The organism is Parabacteroides sp. FAFU027 (genome assembly GCF_022808675.1).
In the GTDB taxonomy this organism is placed as follows: Bacteria; Bacteroidota; Bacteroidia; order Bacteroidales; family UBA7332; genus CAXXIC01.
Map to the genome: position 1 here is coordinate 21,134 of NZ_JAKZKV010000007.1, position 16,059 is coordinate 37,192.

Annotated in this window: 18 protein-coding genes; 9 read left to right on the forward strand and 9 right to left on the reverse strand. The window is 42.6% G+C overall.

All coding sequences use genetic code 11. The annotated features are described in order from the left end of the window. The first annotated feature begins 752 nt into the window (after window positions 1-752). Window positions 753-1,196: a hypothetical protein gene (locus tag MLE17_RS11825; protein ID WP_243346897.1), complete on the forward strand. Its 444-nt coding sequence runs from the start codon at window positions 753-755 to the stop codon at window positions 1,194-1,196. Between the two features lie 98 nt (window positions 1,197-1,294). After that, on the forward strand, window positions 1,295-1,990 hold the full coding sequence (locus tag MLE17_RS11830; protein WP_243346898.1) for a hypothetical protein: 696 nt from the start codon (window positions 1,295-1,297) through the stop codon (window positions 1,988-1,990). A gap of 134 nt (window positions 1,991-2,124) precedes the next feature. On the opposite strand, the gene nadC is transcribed toward MLE17_RS11830, so the two are convergent. Beyond that, window positions 2,125-2,964 carry a carboxylating nicotinate-nucleotide diphosphorylase gene (nadC, locus tag MLE17_RS11835; protein ID WP_243346899.1) on the reverse strand — a complete coding sequence of 280 codons (840 nt, stop codon included), beginning with the start codon at window positions 2,962-2,964 and terminating at the stop codon, window positions 2,125-2,127. Continuing rightward, the gene (locus MLE17_RS11840) at window positions 2,957-3,346 is read right to left on the reverse strand and encodes a DUF4783 domain-containing protein (RefSeq protein WP_243346900.1); all 390 of its coding nucleotides are present in this window, start codon (window positions 3,344-3,346) and stop codon (window positions 2,957-2,959) included. The genes nadC and MLE17_RS11840 overlap by 8 nt, the downstream gene beginning before the upstream one ends. Window positions 3,347-3,539: 193 nt before the next feature. On the opposite strand from MLE17_RS11840, the gene rlmH reads away from it, so the two are divergent. The 3 genes from rlmH to MLE17_RS11855 all read left to right on the forward strand — a co-directional run bounded on the left by rlmH (window position 3,540) and on the right by MLE17_RS11855 (window position 5,652). Continuing rightward, window positions 3,540-4,013: a 23S rRNA (pseudouridine(1915)-N(3))-methyltransferase RlmH gene (rlmH, locus tag MLE17_RS11845; protein ID WP_243346902.1), complete on the forward strand. Its 474-nt coding sequence runs from the start codon at window positions 3,540-3,542 to the stop codon at window positions 4,011-4,013. Window positions 4,014-4,129: 116 nt separating this feature from the next. Next, complete coding sequence (locus MLE17_RS11850) at window positions 4,130-5,308, forward strand: M24 family metallopeptidase (RefSeq protein WP_243346903.1); 1,179 nt, start codon at window positions 4,130-4,132, stop codon at window positions 5,306-5,308. Window positions 5,309-5,340: 32 nt separating this feature from the next. Beyond that, window positions 5,341-5,652 (forward strand): hypothetical protein, encoded by a 312-nt coding sequence (locus MLE17_RS11855; RefSeq protein WP_243346907.1) that lies wholly within the window; start codon window positions 5,341-5,343, stop codon window positions 5,650-5,652. 9 nt (window positions 5,653-5,661) lie between these two features. Here the strand turns inward: MLE17_RS11855 and ybaK are convergent, their stop codons facing one another. Then, window positions 5,662-6,135, reverse strand: coding sequence for a Cys-tRNA(Pro) deacylase (ybaK, locus tag MLE17_RS11860; protein WP_243346908.1), 474 nt, complete (start codon window positions 6,133-6,135; stop codon window positions 5,662-5,664). Between the two features lie 9 nt (window positions 6,136-6,144). Continuing rightward, window positions 6,145-6,597, reverse strand: a complete 453-nt coding sequence (locus MLE17_RS11865; protein ID WP_243346909.1) for a DUF695 domain-containing protein — start codon at window positions 6,595-6,597, stop codon at window positions 6,145-6,147. Between the two features lie 185 nt (window positions 6,598-6,782). Here MLE17_RS11865 and MLE17_RS11870 point away from each other — a divergent pair, with 185 nt between their 5' ends. From MLE17_RS11870 to MLE17_RS11885, 4 genes are all read left to right on the forward strand, one after another. Beyond that, window positions 6,783-8,441: a nucleoside kinase gene (locus MLE17_RS11870; RefSeq protein ID WP_243346913.1), complete on the forward strand. Its 1,659-nt coding sequence runs from the start codon at window positions 6,783-6,785 to the stop codon at window positions 8,439-8,441. A gap of 168 nt (window positions 8,442-8,609) precedes the next feature. Continuing rightward, a complete protein-coding gene (gene rpoN, locus MLE17_RS11875; protein WP_243346914.1) occupies window positions 8,610-10,061 on the forward strand; it encodes an RNA polymerase factor sigma-54 in 1,452 nt (483 codons plus the stop codon). Between the two features lie 45 nt (window positions 10,062-10,106). After that, a complete protein-coding gene (gene rbfA / locus MLE17_RS11880; protein ID WP_243346915.1) occupies window positions 10,107-10,442 on the forward strand; it encodes a 30S ribosome-binding factor RbfA in 336 nt (111 codons plus the stop codon). Between the two features lie 268 nt (window positions 10,443-10,710). Continuing rightward, window positions 10,711-11,952 carry an FtsX-like permease family protein gene (locus MLE17_RS11885; protein ID WP_243346916.1) on the forward strand — a complete coding sequence of 414 codons (1,242 nt, stop codon included), beginning with the start codon at window positions 10,711-10,713 and terminating at the stop codon, window positions 11,950-11,952. 29 nt (window positions 11,953-11,981) lie between these two features. Here the strand turns inward: MLE17_RS11885 and MLE17_RS11890 are convergent, their stop codons facing one another. From MLE17_RS11890 to MLE17_RS11910, 5 genes are all read right to left on the reverse strand, one after another. Next, window positions 11,982-12,812 carry a lysophospholipid acyltransferase family protein gene (locus tag MLE17_RS11890; RefSeq protein WP_317236619.1) on the reverse strand — a complete coding sequence of 277 codons (831 nt, stop codon included), beginning with the start codon at window positions 12,810-12,812 and terminating at the stop codon, window positions 11,982-11,984. Then, the gene (locus MLE17_RS11895; RefSeq protein ID WP_243346920.1) at window positions 12,812-13,816 is read right to left on the reverse strand and encodes a lysylphosphatidylglycerol synthase transmembrane domain-containing protein; all 1,005 of its coding nucleotides are present in this window, start codon (window positions 13,814-13,816) and stop codon (window positions 12,812-12,814) included. Before MLE17_RS11895 ends, MLE17_RS11890 begins: the two co-directional genes overlap by 1 nt. Continuing rightward, a complete protein-coding gene (locus tag MLE17_RS11900; protein ID WP_243346923.1) occupies window positions 13,803-14,738 on the reverse strand; it encodes a CDP-alcohol phosphatidyltransferase family protein in 936 nt (311 codons plus the stop codon). The genes MLE17_RS11895 and MLE17_RS11900 overlap by 14 nt, the downstream gene beginning before the upstream one ends. An 82-nt stretch (window positions 14,739-14,820) precedes the next feature. After that, window positions 14,821-15,555 carry an SDR family NAD(P)-dependent oxidoreductase gene (locus MLE17_RS11905; RefSeq protein WP_243346924.1) on the reverse strand — a complete coding sequence of 245 codons (735 nt, stop codon included), beginning with the start codon at window positions 15,553-15,555 and terminating at the stop codon, window positions 14,821-14,823. Window positions 15,556-15,561: 6 nt separating this feature from the next. After that, the gene (locus tag MLE17_RS11910; RefSeq protein ID WP_243346927.1) at window positions 15,562-16,020 is read right to left on the reverse strand and encodes an adenylyltransferase/cytidyltransferase family protein; all 459 of its coding nucleotides are present in this window, start codon (window positions 16,018-16,020) and stop codon (window positions 15,562-15,564) included. Between the last annotated feature and the right edge of the window lie 39 nt (window positions 16,021-16,059).

Genomic DNA, 16,059 nt, shown 5'->3' on the forward strand with positions numbered 1-16,059 from the left:
CTTTTGTTTTAAAGTAATGATTCAGGGCTTTTTCCATATCTACCGAGAAAAGGTATCCCTTGTAAATATCCGGCATTCCGGTCATGAAAGTCGAACCGACCGTATCTTCTTGAGATTCACAATAGCATGATCCGTTATACTGAATAACATGAAGTATATCTTAATTCATTGTTCTGCAAGATGTAACAAAAACAACAGATAAGCACGATATTATTCCGCCCGGTTATTTTCATAGGATAAGAGGTTATTTATGGGTAAATATTCAGAAGATCTATTTGTAACAAATTCCCGGCTTATTTCATTTTAGAGCCTGTTTAAATTTTATTGCGATACTTTTTCAGGACTATTTTGAGGTAGATTTTTTGCTTTGATTTCGCAGATTCAGCGGGCTAAATCAAGAAAGGAAAGTGAAAAATATGCCCAAAAGAGACTAAAAAAGGAGCAAAGAAAGGAGACTCTTCTCCTTTATGAAAATGTTTCGGTAAAATTTAAACAGGCTCTTAAACTCTTATCGCCTAAAAACCACAACTTTCTATATTACAGGATTGTTTTATACATAAGATTGCCAATCAACGCCCATTAACAAACAGAGATTTAACAGGACTCCGCACTTGCTCCCGCAAACAAGTGCATCCGGAACCGGAATCTCAGTCGGACTCTTAAAACCTTTGTTTATGAATATACTGTAAATCCCGTGTATTATCTGGAAAAGAGATATTACAACAATCAATTCAACCCTAAACATTTAAACTATGAAACGATTTATTACTCTGCTTATCGTTGCAATCACTGCAACGTTGAGCTATGGACTGAAAAAAGCTGTTCCTATCGAAGGTACCTGGCAAATGGTACATGCTCAATACTACCATTTGGATTCGTTAATGTCTCAGTTTTCGGCAAAAGATGGAGATTTCCAATGGAAAACATTCTGCAAAGGTTATTTTATGGCCGTATATCAGTCCATAAATAACAATAAGCCAGGAAATAGCGGAGTTTGCGGAAAGTACGTATTGAAAGGAAATAACCTGGAGGAAACACTGGATAGCCACTTTCCGGATGCGATTAAATATTTTGGCAAAAAGCCTTTGTACAATGTACAAATTAAAGGTGATTCGCTGATTCAGACCGGACCGTACAATGAAGACGGAAGAGCGATCCTTTTCCACTTTATAGAAAAATATGTACGGGTGAAATAGAATATGTATGGATAATGAGACGAAATCTAACAGGTTTTCAAAACCTGTTAGGTTTGGCCTTTTGGTCAGTACTATTGAACAATAAACTTCGGCAGAATATGAATACACAACGACAATTTCTCATCCGGACCAGAAGTACAAAAGCTCTGATTCTTACATCCATTCTCTTTTTTCTCGGCTGTTTTGCTTCTACAGCCCAGATTGTCAACACATATTATGAAAAAGCCAATATTATCTACAAAGGAGATATGGAGTGTACTGTCAATTACTCCCTTCATAAGTCTTGCTCCGATGTCCTGTTACCATCGGAAATTTTAGGTACAAACCACGTAGGTGTCAGATTGGGATATGGGATTAACAAAACATTCGATCTGAAAGTCAGGTACGAACGATTCATGCAAAATAATAAAGATATGTCAGGTGACTTTAATTATGTCGCAATATCACCACGTATTACACTTAAAGAAGACATACTATCCGGTGCGTTGGATGTCAGCAGCTATTTTTCAGGAAACACTCACTATGAGTTCATTGGTCCCCGGTTGATACTATCTTTTAATATTTCAAACAGATTTGATGTAACCACAGGTACTAAACTCGATTTAGCACTTAACAGGGAGCATTATTCGTATTGGGGTGGAAATTTGGGTTGCGGTATAAGCTCTGACCTGAACAAATGGGCAATACGACCTGAAATTGGTGCAACCTTTAATGTCAGGAATGTAACCAACATAATATGGAACTTCGGATTGGCTTTTGTCGTAAATTTCAATACCTGTAAGATATTATACTAAGCATCAATGGAATATGTTCACTCATGCAATCAGGACTCCGGATCAGCAATAATAAGGAACCGGGCGATACCTGGTCTGGAAATCAGGATATCGCCCGGAAATAATATATTTCCCGAAACTGTCGGGTAGTGTTATCAGCAAGCCTTAAAGCTTAAATCAAGACTCTTTACCGAGTGGGTCAATGCCCCTACAGAAATAAAGTCAACGCCACATTCAGCATACTGACGAAGAGTTTCGAAAGTAATACCACCTGACGATTCCGTTTCATATTTACCACCTATGCGATCAACGGCTTTGCAGGTCAGCTCGGGAGTAAAGTTATCGAGCATAATACGGTTGATGCCGCCTGTTTGCATGACCTCTTCAAGTTCTTCCATCGAACGAACTTCTACCTCAATGGTCAGATCTTTCCCTTTTTCCTTCAGATATTCCTGAGCACGAAGAATCGCATTCCTGATTCCTCCGGCAAAGTCAATGTGATTATCCTTCAGCATAATGGCATCATAAAGGCCGATGCGGTGATTTACACCACCTCCGATTTTCACAGCTGCCTTCTCTATAAGACGCATGCCGGGAGTGGTTTTGCGGGTATCCAGCACTTTGGTTTTAAGACCGGCAAGTTCGTTTACATAACAGCGGGTGGTGGTGGCCACACCACTCATGCGTTGCATTACATTAAGCATCAGACGCTCTATTTGCAGAAGCGAACGCTCCTTTCCCTCAACGGTAAAAACGATATCTCCGGGTTTTACCTCAGCTCCATCCTGAATGAAGACTTCGACTTTGAGAGTAGGATCAAAACGTTTAAGAATATGTTGAGCCAATTCAACACCGGCAATCACACCGGGATCTTTAACTAATAGTTTTGCTTTGCCTGTGGCAGATTCGGGAATGCAACAAAATGTGCTATGATCGCCATCGCCTATATCTTCTCTAAGGGCAATGTCAATCAATTGATCGATTAATTCATTCATTGGAAGGTTCGATTCGTATCTGGCTGATTAGATATTGTGTATTTACTTTTTTGAAGAGCAGGTGCACGCGGTAATTTCCCCGTGCTGTCGTTAAAGAACAGACCATAAACTTGGTTTCGCCACGATTCCCCTGGTGAATAATAGTAAAATCCTTCGGTGAAACGGAACGCAAAAAGCGCGTAACCAAAATCACACACTCATCGTGGTTTACAGATGAATCTTCTGACGGTAAAATCAGATCGACTGACGAACTGATCTGGTCAGACATCAGCGAGAGATTGGCTTTCTGGAATGCAGTCTCAATATCAGATGCATCCTGAGCAAAGAGTCTGCTCACCGAGAACAGACAGGTTGCGATTATGATTAAAAAGAAACGTTTCATGAGACCTTGATTTTTTTGGTTTTGGCTTCACTTGGAACTTGCATTGGATACAATCTCTAAAATAGAAATGCTGAATGCCCGTTTCATGATGATTTGCCTGAAATACAATACAAATTTACTCAGAAAAACCGTAAATTCGCCTCCCAAACGACAAAAACCAACTTTTCACCCATTTAAAGCTGTTACTTATTAAATGAAGATAGCGCTGATCGCCGTAGGAAGAACCACCGAAAAATATTTCACCGAAGCTATTGATGAATATCGTAACCGACTGAAATTCTACCTTCCCTTTGAATTTGAAATTATTCCCGAGCTCAAGAACACCAAGAGCATGAGCGAGTCTCAGCAAAAGGAGAAAGAGGGGGAACTGATATTAAAACAACTGCAACCCGGAGATGTTTTGGTTCTACTCGATGAACATGGCAAAGAGTTTACTTCAATGAAATTTGCCGACTATATTGAGAAAAAGATGCATTCGGTATCGAAACGTTTGGTCTTTGTCATTGGAGGGCCTTATGGCTTTTCGGATAAAGTGTATGCAGCGGCGCAGGAAAAGATTTCGGTATCGAAAATGACCTTTTCACACCAGATGATCCGCATGATATTTCTGGAACAGCTTTACCGGGCCATGACTATCCTGAATAACGAACCATATCACCACGAATAATTGACCATTTAGCAATTTACTATTTACAATTGACATCTTCGTGATTCGATACTTACAAATAGTAAATTGAGGCCCCAAATAGTAAATTGTAAATCCATAAATTGTACATATACAAGATGTTTAAAAACGAAATTTTACCTGAGCTCAGCAACCGCTGGAAAGCCATACAGAAAGAGATGGCCAGACAAGGCACCGAAGGTTGCTTACTGGCAGGAAATGTCAACCTGTTTTATGTGGCTGACCGTGTATTCAGCGGTTACTTTTATTTGCCGGTAGAAGGCAGTCCTTTCTTCTTTGTGAAACGTCCGGTAGGTCTCAAAGGTGAAAACGTATATTATATCCGCAAACCGGAACAAATCGCAGAGATTCTGGCAGAGGAAGGTATCACAACTCCAAAGACACTGATGCTGGAGCTTGACGAACTGAGCTACAACGACGTTACCCGTCTGCAATCCATCTTTACACCGGAACAGACCTTCAATGCAACCGCCGTATTACGCAAAGTGCGTACCATCAAATCGGCTTATGAGATTGGCCTGCTGCGCCATTCAGGACTTTTGCACGCAGCTTGTTACAGCGAAGTACCGCAACTCTACAAACCGGGCATGACCGACATCGACTTCTCTATCGAAATCGAACGTCTGTTCCGTCAGAAAGGAGCCTTGGGACATTTCCGGGTATTCGGGCAATCGATGGAAATCTTTATGGGAAGTGTAATTGCCGGGGACAATGCTGATGCACCTTCGCCTTATGATTTTGCAATGGGCGGTAGCGGCTTGCACAGCTCCTTACCGGTCGGTGGAAACGGAACAGTCCTGACTCCGGGAACAGCCATTATGGTGGATATGGGAGGAACTTTTACCGGATATATTTCGGATATGACCCGCGTATTTTCGGTAGGCAAAGTGGCTCCGCTGGCTTATAATGCACACCAGTTGGCCCTGGAGATTCAGAGCGACATTGTAGCTATCGCCAAACCAGGTGTAGCAACTGCAGAGCTTTACAACATGGCCATTGAAAAGGTAAAAAAACATGACCTTCTCCCCTACTTCATGGGATACAGCCAACAGGCCGGATTCATCGGTCACGGCATCGGTATCCAAATCAACGAATCGCCTGTACTGGCTCCACGTTCGAAAGAGATCCTGACCGAAGGCCACATCTTTGCCCTCGAACCTAAATTCGTAATCCCTGGCACGGGAGCTGTGGGTGTAGAAAATACTTTTGTAGTAAATGCCGACGGTATCGAAAAGCTGACTGTCCTTAATGAGGAGATTGTAGAACTTCCTTGTTGAGTTCTTCGACATAGAAAAGAGAAGCCGGAACAATGTCAATCGTTCCGGCTTGTTTTATTCAATTAAACGGTATTTCTACCGCCTCTCGTGAAGCTGCGAACGGCTCTCGCTGTTCATCTACCACCTATCGCGAAGCTACTACCGCTTCTTGTAGTATTTCTACCACCTCTCGTAAGATTTCTACCGGTTATCGTGAAGCTGCGAACACTTCTCGTGATTCTTCTACCGCCTCTCGTGAAACTACTACCGGCTCTCGTAGTATTTCTACCACTTCTCGTGAAACGGCGAACACCTCTCGCGGTTCTTCTACCTACGAAATTGTATTATCTCATTTATTCGCCTGAATAACAGAGTTACACCACCTCGCAAACCGTAGCATTTACCGCCTGACATAAATCCTGCGGAGAGAGCTTCAATTGCAGGCCGCGCTGTCCGGCACTGATGTAGATAAACGGTTGCTCCAGCGCATCCTTGTGGAGGTAAATAGGGTACGGCTTTTTCATACCCAAAGGAGAACAGCCGCCACGGATATATCCGGTCAACGGTAAAAGCTCCTTCATGGCAACGGTTTCGGCGCTTTTATTACCGGAGACTTTGGCTGCCAGTTTGAGATTAACCTCTGCCGCACCGGGAATGACACAGACAAAAACACCGGATTTATCACCACGCAATAGGATGGTTTTATACACCTGTTCGATGGACTGCCCCAATTGCTCTGCAACGTGAATCGCGCTCAGGTCACTTTCGTCCACCTCATACGGAACCAGTTCGTAAGCAATTTTCAAACGGTCGAGTATGCGGGCGGCATTGGTCTTCTGTATCTTCATGGTAAGAAATTAATCTTCATCGTCATCATCACCACCCCAGCTTCTCATCTCTAGCATATCGAGATACTCTTCGCAGTCAGGGTCATTTTCCGTATAAATCTCAATTGGCAACAGGTCAAAGGAAGAGAGTGCCTCATTCAAGCGCTCTCCAAATACACGAACGGTGCGGCAGATAAAGACCCAGGTCTTCTGCCCACCTCCGGTATAGACGCCGGTCAGGATGGCCAGTTTGTCCTTTTCCATGGATTTACGCAAAGCCTCTTCCACCTGCTCCATTTGTTCTGAAAGCTCCTCCGACGGCATTCCCTGTCCATCGCCTTCGTATTTCCAGTAAATCTCGGCTCGCTCTTTGAATTTTCCGGATTTCACAAAATCCATAATATCGTCACGGCCGGTCACGATGACCAGTTTGCCATTCTCATCTTCAGAGATAGCGCTAAACCATTTGTCGGTAAGTTTCATATAGGAGTAAATTATTGTTTGATTTAGAAAACCGACAAACCTACGAAATTCTGAGGAAAACCGGCATGGAATTCCCTAAATTCATTGCTTTGAGAAAAAAAAGAGGCGACTGTTTGTTTTATTTACTCAAAACGGATATATTTCGGAGAATAACCTCTATTGTCTCACCAAAAACACGAACCACCATGTACGATACCGTCAGAATATATTGCAAAAACACGAATGAGTTTCGTGATTTTCCCGTGGGAGTAACCCTGCTTGATATTTACAATGAACTGGAGGTTCAAACGCCTTACCTCGTCGTTAGTGCGAAGGTGAATAACCGGGTGGAAGGACTTCGTTTCCGTGTTTTCACCTCAAAAAATGTCGAATTCATAGATTTGACCAATTCATCGGGAATGCGCACGTATGTGCGTTCGCTGTGCTTTGTGCTTTATAAGGCGATGGCGGAAATTTTCCCGGGGTCAAAACTGCGGATTGAACACCCCATTTCCAAAGGCTATTTCTGTAAAATGGAACTGGGAGCGGATGTTTGTTCGGATAAAGTATCACGGATAAAAAGACGGATGCAGGAGATTATCGACGAAGACCTTCATTTCCACCGCAAAGAGGCGCAGACCGAAGAGGTCGTCCGTCTGTTTGAACTCAACGACATGATGGACAAGGCTGAATTGCTGGCTTCCACGGGGGAGGTTTATTCTTCATACTATCAGCTGGGCGAGCACATCAACTATTTCTATGGCAACCTGGTTCCATCGACCGGATACCTTTACCTGTTTGACCTGATTTGTTACGAGGACGGTGTGTTGCTTCGAATCCCCAACCGGGATAAACCGACGATTTTGGAGGATATTGTGCCTCAGAAAAAGATGCTCGATATATTTCACGAATACAACCGTTTCAATGAAATCCTCGGGTTCAGCGATGTGGCGACGTTGAATCAGGCCAGCAAAAGCGGGGAAGCGACCGACATTATCAAGGTTTCGGAGGCGCTTCACGAAAAGAAAATCTCCCACATTGCCGATGAGATTGCCGCTAAAAGCTCCAAGATCATCCTGATTGCAGGCCCTTCTTCGTCCGGAAAAACGACCTTTACCAAACGACTGAGCATCGAGCTGATGACCAATTTGCTCAAGCCGGTCTCCATTTCCCTGGATAACTATTTTATCGAACGGGACAAAACGCCGCTGGATGAACATGGGGAGCATGACTTTGAATCCCTCTATGCCCTGGACCTGGAGCTTTTCAATAAAGACCTGAATGATTTGCTCGAAGGAAAGGAAATCGCCATGCCAACGTTCAGTTTCGAACAGGGCAAACGTCAGTATAAAGGAAATAAACTGCGCCTGCATGAAAATAACATCCTGCTGATTGAAGGTATACACGGTCTGAATCCGGAATTGACCCCGCATATCCCCGATGAACTGAAGTACCGGATTTACGTTTCGGCGTTGACCACGATTTCGCTGGATGACCATAACTGGATTCCCACAACGGATAACCGTCTGTTACGCCGCATCATCCGCGACTTCAAATACCGCAACTACTCTGCCCGTAACACCATTGCCCGCTGGCCGAGTGTTCGCCGGGGCGAAGAGAAGTGGATTTTCCCCTTTCAGGAAAATGCCGATGCGATGTTCAATTCGGCTCTGTTATTTGAGTTGGCCGTGCTGAAACGCTATGTGGAGCCGCTGCTGATGGCTGTGCCGCAAAACTGTGACGAATATTCCGAAGCCACTCGCCTGTTGCGTTTCCTTAGCTATTTCTATCCGATTTACGACCGGGAAATTCCACCGACATCCCTTATCCGGGAGTTTCTGGGTGGAAGCAGTTTCCGGTATTGATACCAGACATATCCCTAAAGCCTGTCGGAGAAATGATCCGGCAGGCTTTCTTTTTCAGGCAATCTCCACCTTCAGGGCTTCTGCTGTTTTATATTTTCAACTTTTATAAGCGTTGAAAATGTCGTACCTTTGCATCAATCATGCGCTGAGCCTGACTTTACCCGATTTATGCAAAAACTTCAACTATCACAAAAACTTCAACAAAAGCTTACTCCGCAATTAATCCAACAGATTAAAATGCTGGAGCTAAACACCATGGAGCTGGAGGAGAAAATCCATCAGGAACTGGAGGAAAATCCGGCTTTAGAAGAGGGTGTTGATTTGGCTGAAGTTTCTGACACAGATGACTTTGGCAACGAAACTGATGATAACTGGTCGAATGAAGATTTCAGTCTGGGCGATTATATCAACGAAGACGAAATCCCTTCCTACAAGCTAAATGAAAAGCAAAACCGCGAAGACCGCAGCGAAACTATCTTTGTAGGTGAGCGCGAGACTTTTCACGAGGGGCTTATCCGGCAACTCCACTTAAGAGAACTCTCCGAGCTACAAGAAAAAGTGGGTGAATACATCATTGGAAACATTGACCCGGACGGCTATCTGAGACGCGATTTGCGTGCCATCTCTGACGATTTGCTGTTTCAGGTCGGCATAGATATATCCGACGAAGAGCTACGTCTGATTCTGGATATTATCCAGGACCTTGACCCGGCGGGTGTAGGTGCCCTGGATTTACGGGAATGTCTTTTGCTTCAGTTGAAACGCAAGAAACAGGAACCGTCTATCGAACTTGCCATCCGCATTGTCACTGATTCGTTTGAGGAATTCTCCAAAAAGCATTTTGACAAAATAATCACCCTGTATAAAATCAGCGAAAAAGAGCTTAAAGCGGCCATTGCCGAAATTACCTCTTTGAATCCCAAACCCGGGAACTCTTCCGGAGAGGAAGGCGAAGCGATCGGAGTAAATCAGATCATCCCTGATTTTATCGTTGAAGCCATTGATGGAGAGCTTTCGATTTACCTGAATGATAAAAATATTCCTGACCTTCGGGTAAGCCGCGGTTATTCGGATATGTTTCAGGATTTCATGGGTAATAAAGCAAACCAAACCAAGGATAAAAAAGCGGCGGTACAGTTCGTCAAGCAAAAACTTGATTCCGCCAAATGGTTTATTGATGCACTCAAGCAACGCCAGATGACGCTTTCTTCTACCTTTGAGGCCATCGTAGAGTTACAACGTGATTTTTTTCTTACGGGAGATGAAACCGACCTTCGGCCCATGATCTTGAAAGACGTGGCTGAAAAGGTAGGCCTGGACATCTCCACGATTTCCCGGGTGAGCAGCAGCAAATATGTACAGACCAATTTCGGGGTTTACCCGCTGAAGTTTTTCTTTTCTGACAGTATGCAGACTGAATCGGGTGAAGAAGTTTCAACACGCGAAATCAAGAAGATCCTCAAGGATGCTATTGAGGCTGAAGATAAGCGCTCCCCGCTACCCGATGAAAAGTTGTGCGAAATCCTCAACGAAAAAGGGTACATCATCGCCCGGCGCACAGTAGCTAAATACCGGGAGCAATTAGGCATGCCGGTAGCACGCTTACGTAAAGAAGTTTAATTAATATCAGCTCCTCTTTTTTCAGGAGCAAACCAGTTTATATAAATGGAAACAACAAGACAAAGTAAAATCAATCGCCTGTTACAAAAAGAATTGAGCGATATATTCCTTCAACAAGCCCGTGCCATGCAAGGTATCCTGATTACCGTGAGCACCGTGCGCGTATCTCCTGACCTGGGAATTGCCAAAGTATATCTCAGCGTTTTCCCATCGGCAAAAGGCCCGGAGCTGATTAAAGCTATTCAGGCTAATGTGAAGCAGATTCGTTTCGATTTGGGCAAACGTGTACGTCACCAGCTTCGCGTGATTCCTGAGTTGTCATTCTATATAGATGACTCGCTGGACTACATCGAGAATATCGACAACCTGCTTAAGAAATAAAGCATTTTCCCATCCGGACTTAGAGCCTGTTTAAATTTTACCGAAACATCTTATAAAGCAGGCTTATCGTCTTTCTTTGCTCCTTTTTTAGTCTATTCCGTGCATATTTTTCACTTTTCGCCCTTGATTTAGCCCGCTAAATCTGCGGGAGAAAAGCAAAAAATCTACTTTGTAATAGCCCTAAAAAAGTCGAGCAATAAAATTAAAACAGGCTCTTAACCCACAAACTGGCAATTCATCCCCAGGATGACATAAAGAAAACTACACCATGAGTCTTTCCGGTAAAATCGCATTTCGATATCTTTTTTCGAAAAAGTCCCACAGTGCCATCAATGTCATTTCGATGGTATCGGTCAGTGGTGTAGCCATCGCTACAATGGCACTGGTCTGTACTTTATCGGTTTTCAATGGATTCCAGAATCTGGTTGCATCTCTTTTTTGCTCCTTTGACCCCGAACTAAAGGTCTCTGTTGTTGAAGGAAAAACATTCAATGCAAATAATGAAAAAATCAATGCATTGAGAAAGATGCCCGAGATAGCTGTCTTCTCTGAGATTGTGGAAGACAACGCTTTAGTTCGCTACAAGGACCGTCAGGTAACTGCAACCCTGATGGGGGTTTCGGATAATTTCTCAAAGCTAACCCACATTGATAGTATCCTGTATGATGGGAAATTTGTATTGGCTGATAGCCTGGTGAGTTATGCGACCGTTGGCGCCGGATTATCCCTGTCGCTTGGAGTGGGGGCTAACTTTGTGGAGCCGCTTGAAATTTACGCTCCGAAAAGGGAAGGTAAAGTCAGCATGGCTAATCCGGCATCCGCATTTAATACAGACTACGCCTATGTCACTGCAATATTTAGTGTCAATCAGGCGAAATACGATGAGTCAACTATCATCGTTCCGATCAGTCTGGCCAGAAAGCTTTTCCAATATACCAATGAGGTAACCTCAATTGAGTTAAAACTGAAGCCAAACACAGATATTGACGATGTTAAGTCGAAAATAGCCAGGGCTCTGGGGCCTCAGTTTAAAGTTGCAGACCGGTACGAACAACAGGAAGAGGCTTTCAAAATGATGAAAATCGAAAAATGGATGACCTTCCTGATCCTTTGTTTCGTCCTGATGATTGCGACATTTAATATCATCGGTTCGCTGTCTATGCTGATTATCGAGAAGAAGGCTGATATTGCAACACTACGTAGCCTGGGTGCGGACAATCAGCTTATTTCACGGATCTTCTTATTTGAAGGGTGGATGATCTCCGCAATTGGAGCAATAGTCGGTATTGTACTAGGACTTCTTCTATGTGTCGCTCAGGAAAGTTTCGGATTATTACGAATGGGAGGCAATATGGGAGCATTTGTAGTGGATACCTATCCGGTAAAAGTGGTCTGTACAGACCTGATGACCATATTAGGAGTGGTATTTACGATTGGGTTCCTGTCTGCCTGGTATCCGGTAAAATCGCTGAAGAATAAATATCTGAGCGAAACCAGACAAAATAACTGATAAAAAAGGGTGAGTGGAAAATTTTCCATTCACCCTTTTTTACTCAGTGCATAAGTCCTGGCTTTCAGGAAAGCAGCCAGCTCCTCTACTTTTGCATATTGTTTCTGCTCTTCCCAGGAAATTGGATCACCGATTGTTACTTTTATTGTTTTCCCTCTTTTATTGAAAACTTCGTAAGGCATACGCATGCTTCGGAGTTGCCAGTTGACCCGGCCGAGAAAGTTAAAGAAGCAGGAGTTCTTTCCATGAAAGAAAATAGGTATAACCGGTGCCTTTGCCGCTTGAATAAGACGTATTACAGTTGGCTGCCAGTCACGATCAGTAAGTTGAAACCAGTTGGGTTTATGAAAGTTGGAAACTGCTCCTGCCGGGAAAAAACCCATAGGATGCCCCTCTTTCATGTGCCGAATTGTTTCTTTAAGTTTTAGAGCATTATCATTAGAACCTGAACTTTTAGCCGTTGCAGGTTGAACACCGACAAAATTATCAGCCATGGTTCTGACATTCATCAGAATGGAGTTTACCATGAATTTATAATCAGGGCGACGTCTAACCATGATGTCGATCATAATAACACCGTCTAATCCACCATAAGGGTGGTTAGAAACAGTTATGAAAGTCCCCTCTGGTAAATTAGATAACTGTTCTTCATTTTCAATTTCATAAGATACTCCCACGTCTTTAAGTAAAGAAGCGGCAAACTCTGCCCCTCTCAAATGTATAGAGTTTTCATATACCCGGTTTACCCGATGTATTGACAACAACCTGACAAGACACCGTCCTAAACGTAACCCTTTTTTACCCCTTAACAGCGGTGACATTATTGCGAAATCTTTTTGGTCAAGAACTACCCTGCGCATTATTTCGAATTAATTTTCATAAGAACAACACCAATACCGATCCAGATCATTTCCCGGATACGTGTAACGAGACTTACATAAATACCCAAACCACCTACCGGGCCTACAAGAGGCGCTATTTTCATCAACTTTAAAGCTCCGGTATATCCGAACTCCCTTGGACCCAATTGCATTGGGAAAAAGAAAAGAATATTGGCCAGTAATGTTGTGAGAGCAACCATTACAAACGCTTGCATGTAGGTCACATCAATACCAATTGCATGAATGATGAAATAGACTTCAAGGCTATTCACCATTCTACCGAGGAATTCTAGGCCTAACGTATAATAAAACGTCTTCCTGCGGTTAAGGTACAGATCTGATATCTGAGTATCAATTTCAATCAACTCTGCCTCTTTTTTCTCATAAAAAGCTGCAGCCTTCTTTTTGAAAAACGGTTGTTTTTTGAGGAAAGCAAAAAACTTCAATAACAATCCTCTTTTATATCCTTTGAAAAACAGGAATGTCAGACCAACGAAGAAGATAAATATAACCGTTAGCACAATCGACAAATCGTGGGAAACGGTAATAAAGAATGCAATAACCAGGATAGAGGTCAACCAAAAGAAAAAGTGGGCCATCACATGCATCATGGTATAAAGCACCACTGAGGAAGTCGCTTTATGCCCTCCTACTATCTTCTGTAGTTCTAAAGCCCTATATGGCATCCCCCCCATCATACCGGCCGGAGTAGAATAATTAAGGGCAAAACCGGTAATAGTCAGTTGAAGAGACTTCAGATAAGAGACTTTGCCATTATGCTTTTCGTCGTTGATGATCAGATGAAACGCTTTGGCATTTATCAGATAGACCACCAGCCAGATACCGATAATCGGGAAAAACCACCACCCTGTTTTCAGGATATTCTCAACAATAGTATCAAAACCTATCTTCCATACAATTAACACAATGGCTACAACAGCGATGAGAAAGAAGATATTCTTGGTGATTTTACCTTTTGTCATATTTTCCGGCTAAAATGTTTTCATTAATAGTTTTACAAACTTGCTCATATCTCTTCAATCCGGTAAGTAAAGCCAGATTCAACGCCACAATCTCAAAAATAAAGTAGTACCATGGATGACCGATTAAAGTAAATCCGAATAAGAAAAGAGAACGAGTATTAAAAGATAACGAGTGCATCCAAAAGATGATTCCGGTTGATTCGGTACGAAAACCGCTTTTTAATTCTTCTGAAATGTTATTGTTGTATCTGGATGCGATAGTTTTTCGCATTTTCTGAATTTCGGGAGTAAGCTTTTCCTGTCCGCGGGTATAAAAGCGATAAAAGAATTTGAATAATTTTTCCCAGAAATCATTTTTCCAGGAAAGGGCAAGATATTTTTGTTGTAAAGTTTCGGCATCATCCAGTTCACTACCGGCTGTCCCCTTCAGGAAAAAGAGGTGGATATTCTTAAAATAATCAGCGATAGCAGCCTGACGGGAATGAGAATAACCAGAGAAAATAGCTAATGCAAAGATATATACCGGAGCTCCTTCATTCATGGTACGCAAACATATCGCGATATAAATAGTTGCAAACCAAAGATCACCGGCAAATCCATCAAGAATTCTACCGATTTTCGATTTAATCCCAGTAAGTCGGGCCAATTGGCCATCAACACAGTCGAGTGTATTAGCTAAAATCAGGAGAAGGATACCCGTAATATTTGTCCAGATATCATCAAAGTAAAAGCGGGTACCAGCGGCAATCCCAACAAAAATGGACAAAACGGTGACCATATTGGGTGTTGCCGGAGTATGACGAAGTAATAGAGCGATCTGAAAAGCGACCGGACGATAAAAGTAACGGTCAAGGAAATTCTCAATTTCCAGAGATTTTAGAGAGGATTCGAGTGTTATTTTTTCAGTTGAATTTTGAGCCATTGTGGTTGTAATGTTTAGACATAGTCTTCATAATGGCCGCAAAGGTAGTCAAATTAAGCTATTTTTCGATTCCTCAGATATGTTATTTGTACGAATAGGCACCGTCCACAGTGATAATTTCGCCGTTGATGTATTTATTTTCAACCAACATCAGGTAGACATCAGTTAATTCTTCCGGTTCGCAAAAACGCCCCAAAGCAATCTTGGCATTAATATTAGCCTTGATTTTTGCGGGTTTCGTCTTCTGCCACTCTGTATCCACAAAACCGGGTGCCACAGCATTTACACGAATCCCTTTTGGAGCTAGGAATTTGACCAGGTTCTTTACCAATGCGTGAACGGTCGATTTGGTGACTCCATAGACAAGTGACACCGAATGGGGATGAATTCCCATCAATGATCCGGTGAAGACAACGGATGCACCGGGTTGCATTTGATCATATAATTTTTGAAGAAGGAAGACTGGGAAATGAACATTAGCATCAAAGACACGTTTCCACTCTTCCGGATTGATTTGATGAAAGTCAGTTCGGTCAGTCAGTCCGGCATTGAAAATCACAGAACCAATAGAAAGGCCATTATCAGATATATAATTACAAATAAGATCAATTGATGCCAAATCTGAAATATCAGCCTGAAGGATATAAACCCGACTTGAAGGGAAAGCACTTGCGAGTTCATCCTTAACTTCGTTTGCACGCTGAATATCGGATCCATAGGTCAATAAAACATCAAAGCCCTCACCCAACAATCGCTGAGCAACGGCTTTGCCTATTCCTTTTGTCCCACCTGTTATTAAAGCGGTTTGTTGATTCATTATCTCTTATTCTTCTTTGGGAATTATCGGTTTTGCTTCACGCTCAACGCGCAGACTCTGGTTATAGCTTTCGTAAATTGACTTTTTCAGGCTGGTAGAAGAAATACCGTTGCCATATGGGAAATAAAAAACATCCACACCTAAATCCTGCAGATAGTCGTATTTACCATACCAGTCATCCCCTACCACAAAAACATCAATGTGTAGTTTCTTCACAATCTCAGTGTGATCAAGGCTGTGCTGAGGTATAACAATATCGGGGCCTTTAAGTGCTTCAACAATTTGTAAACGCTCTGTAAAAGGAATAGCCGGTTTGGCCTTATATGAACAAACCAGCTCATCTGTACTGACACCAACAATCAATAAATCGCCCAAACCACGAGCGTAATTGATCATTTTCAGGTGATTGATATGGAACATATCAAACGTTCCGGATGTATAAACTACGGTTTTTCCTTTAAACATATTGTAAGCTTTCCGGCATTCTGCCTCTAAAATTTTCCG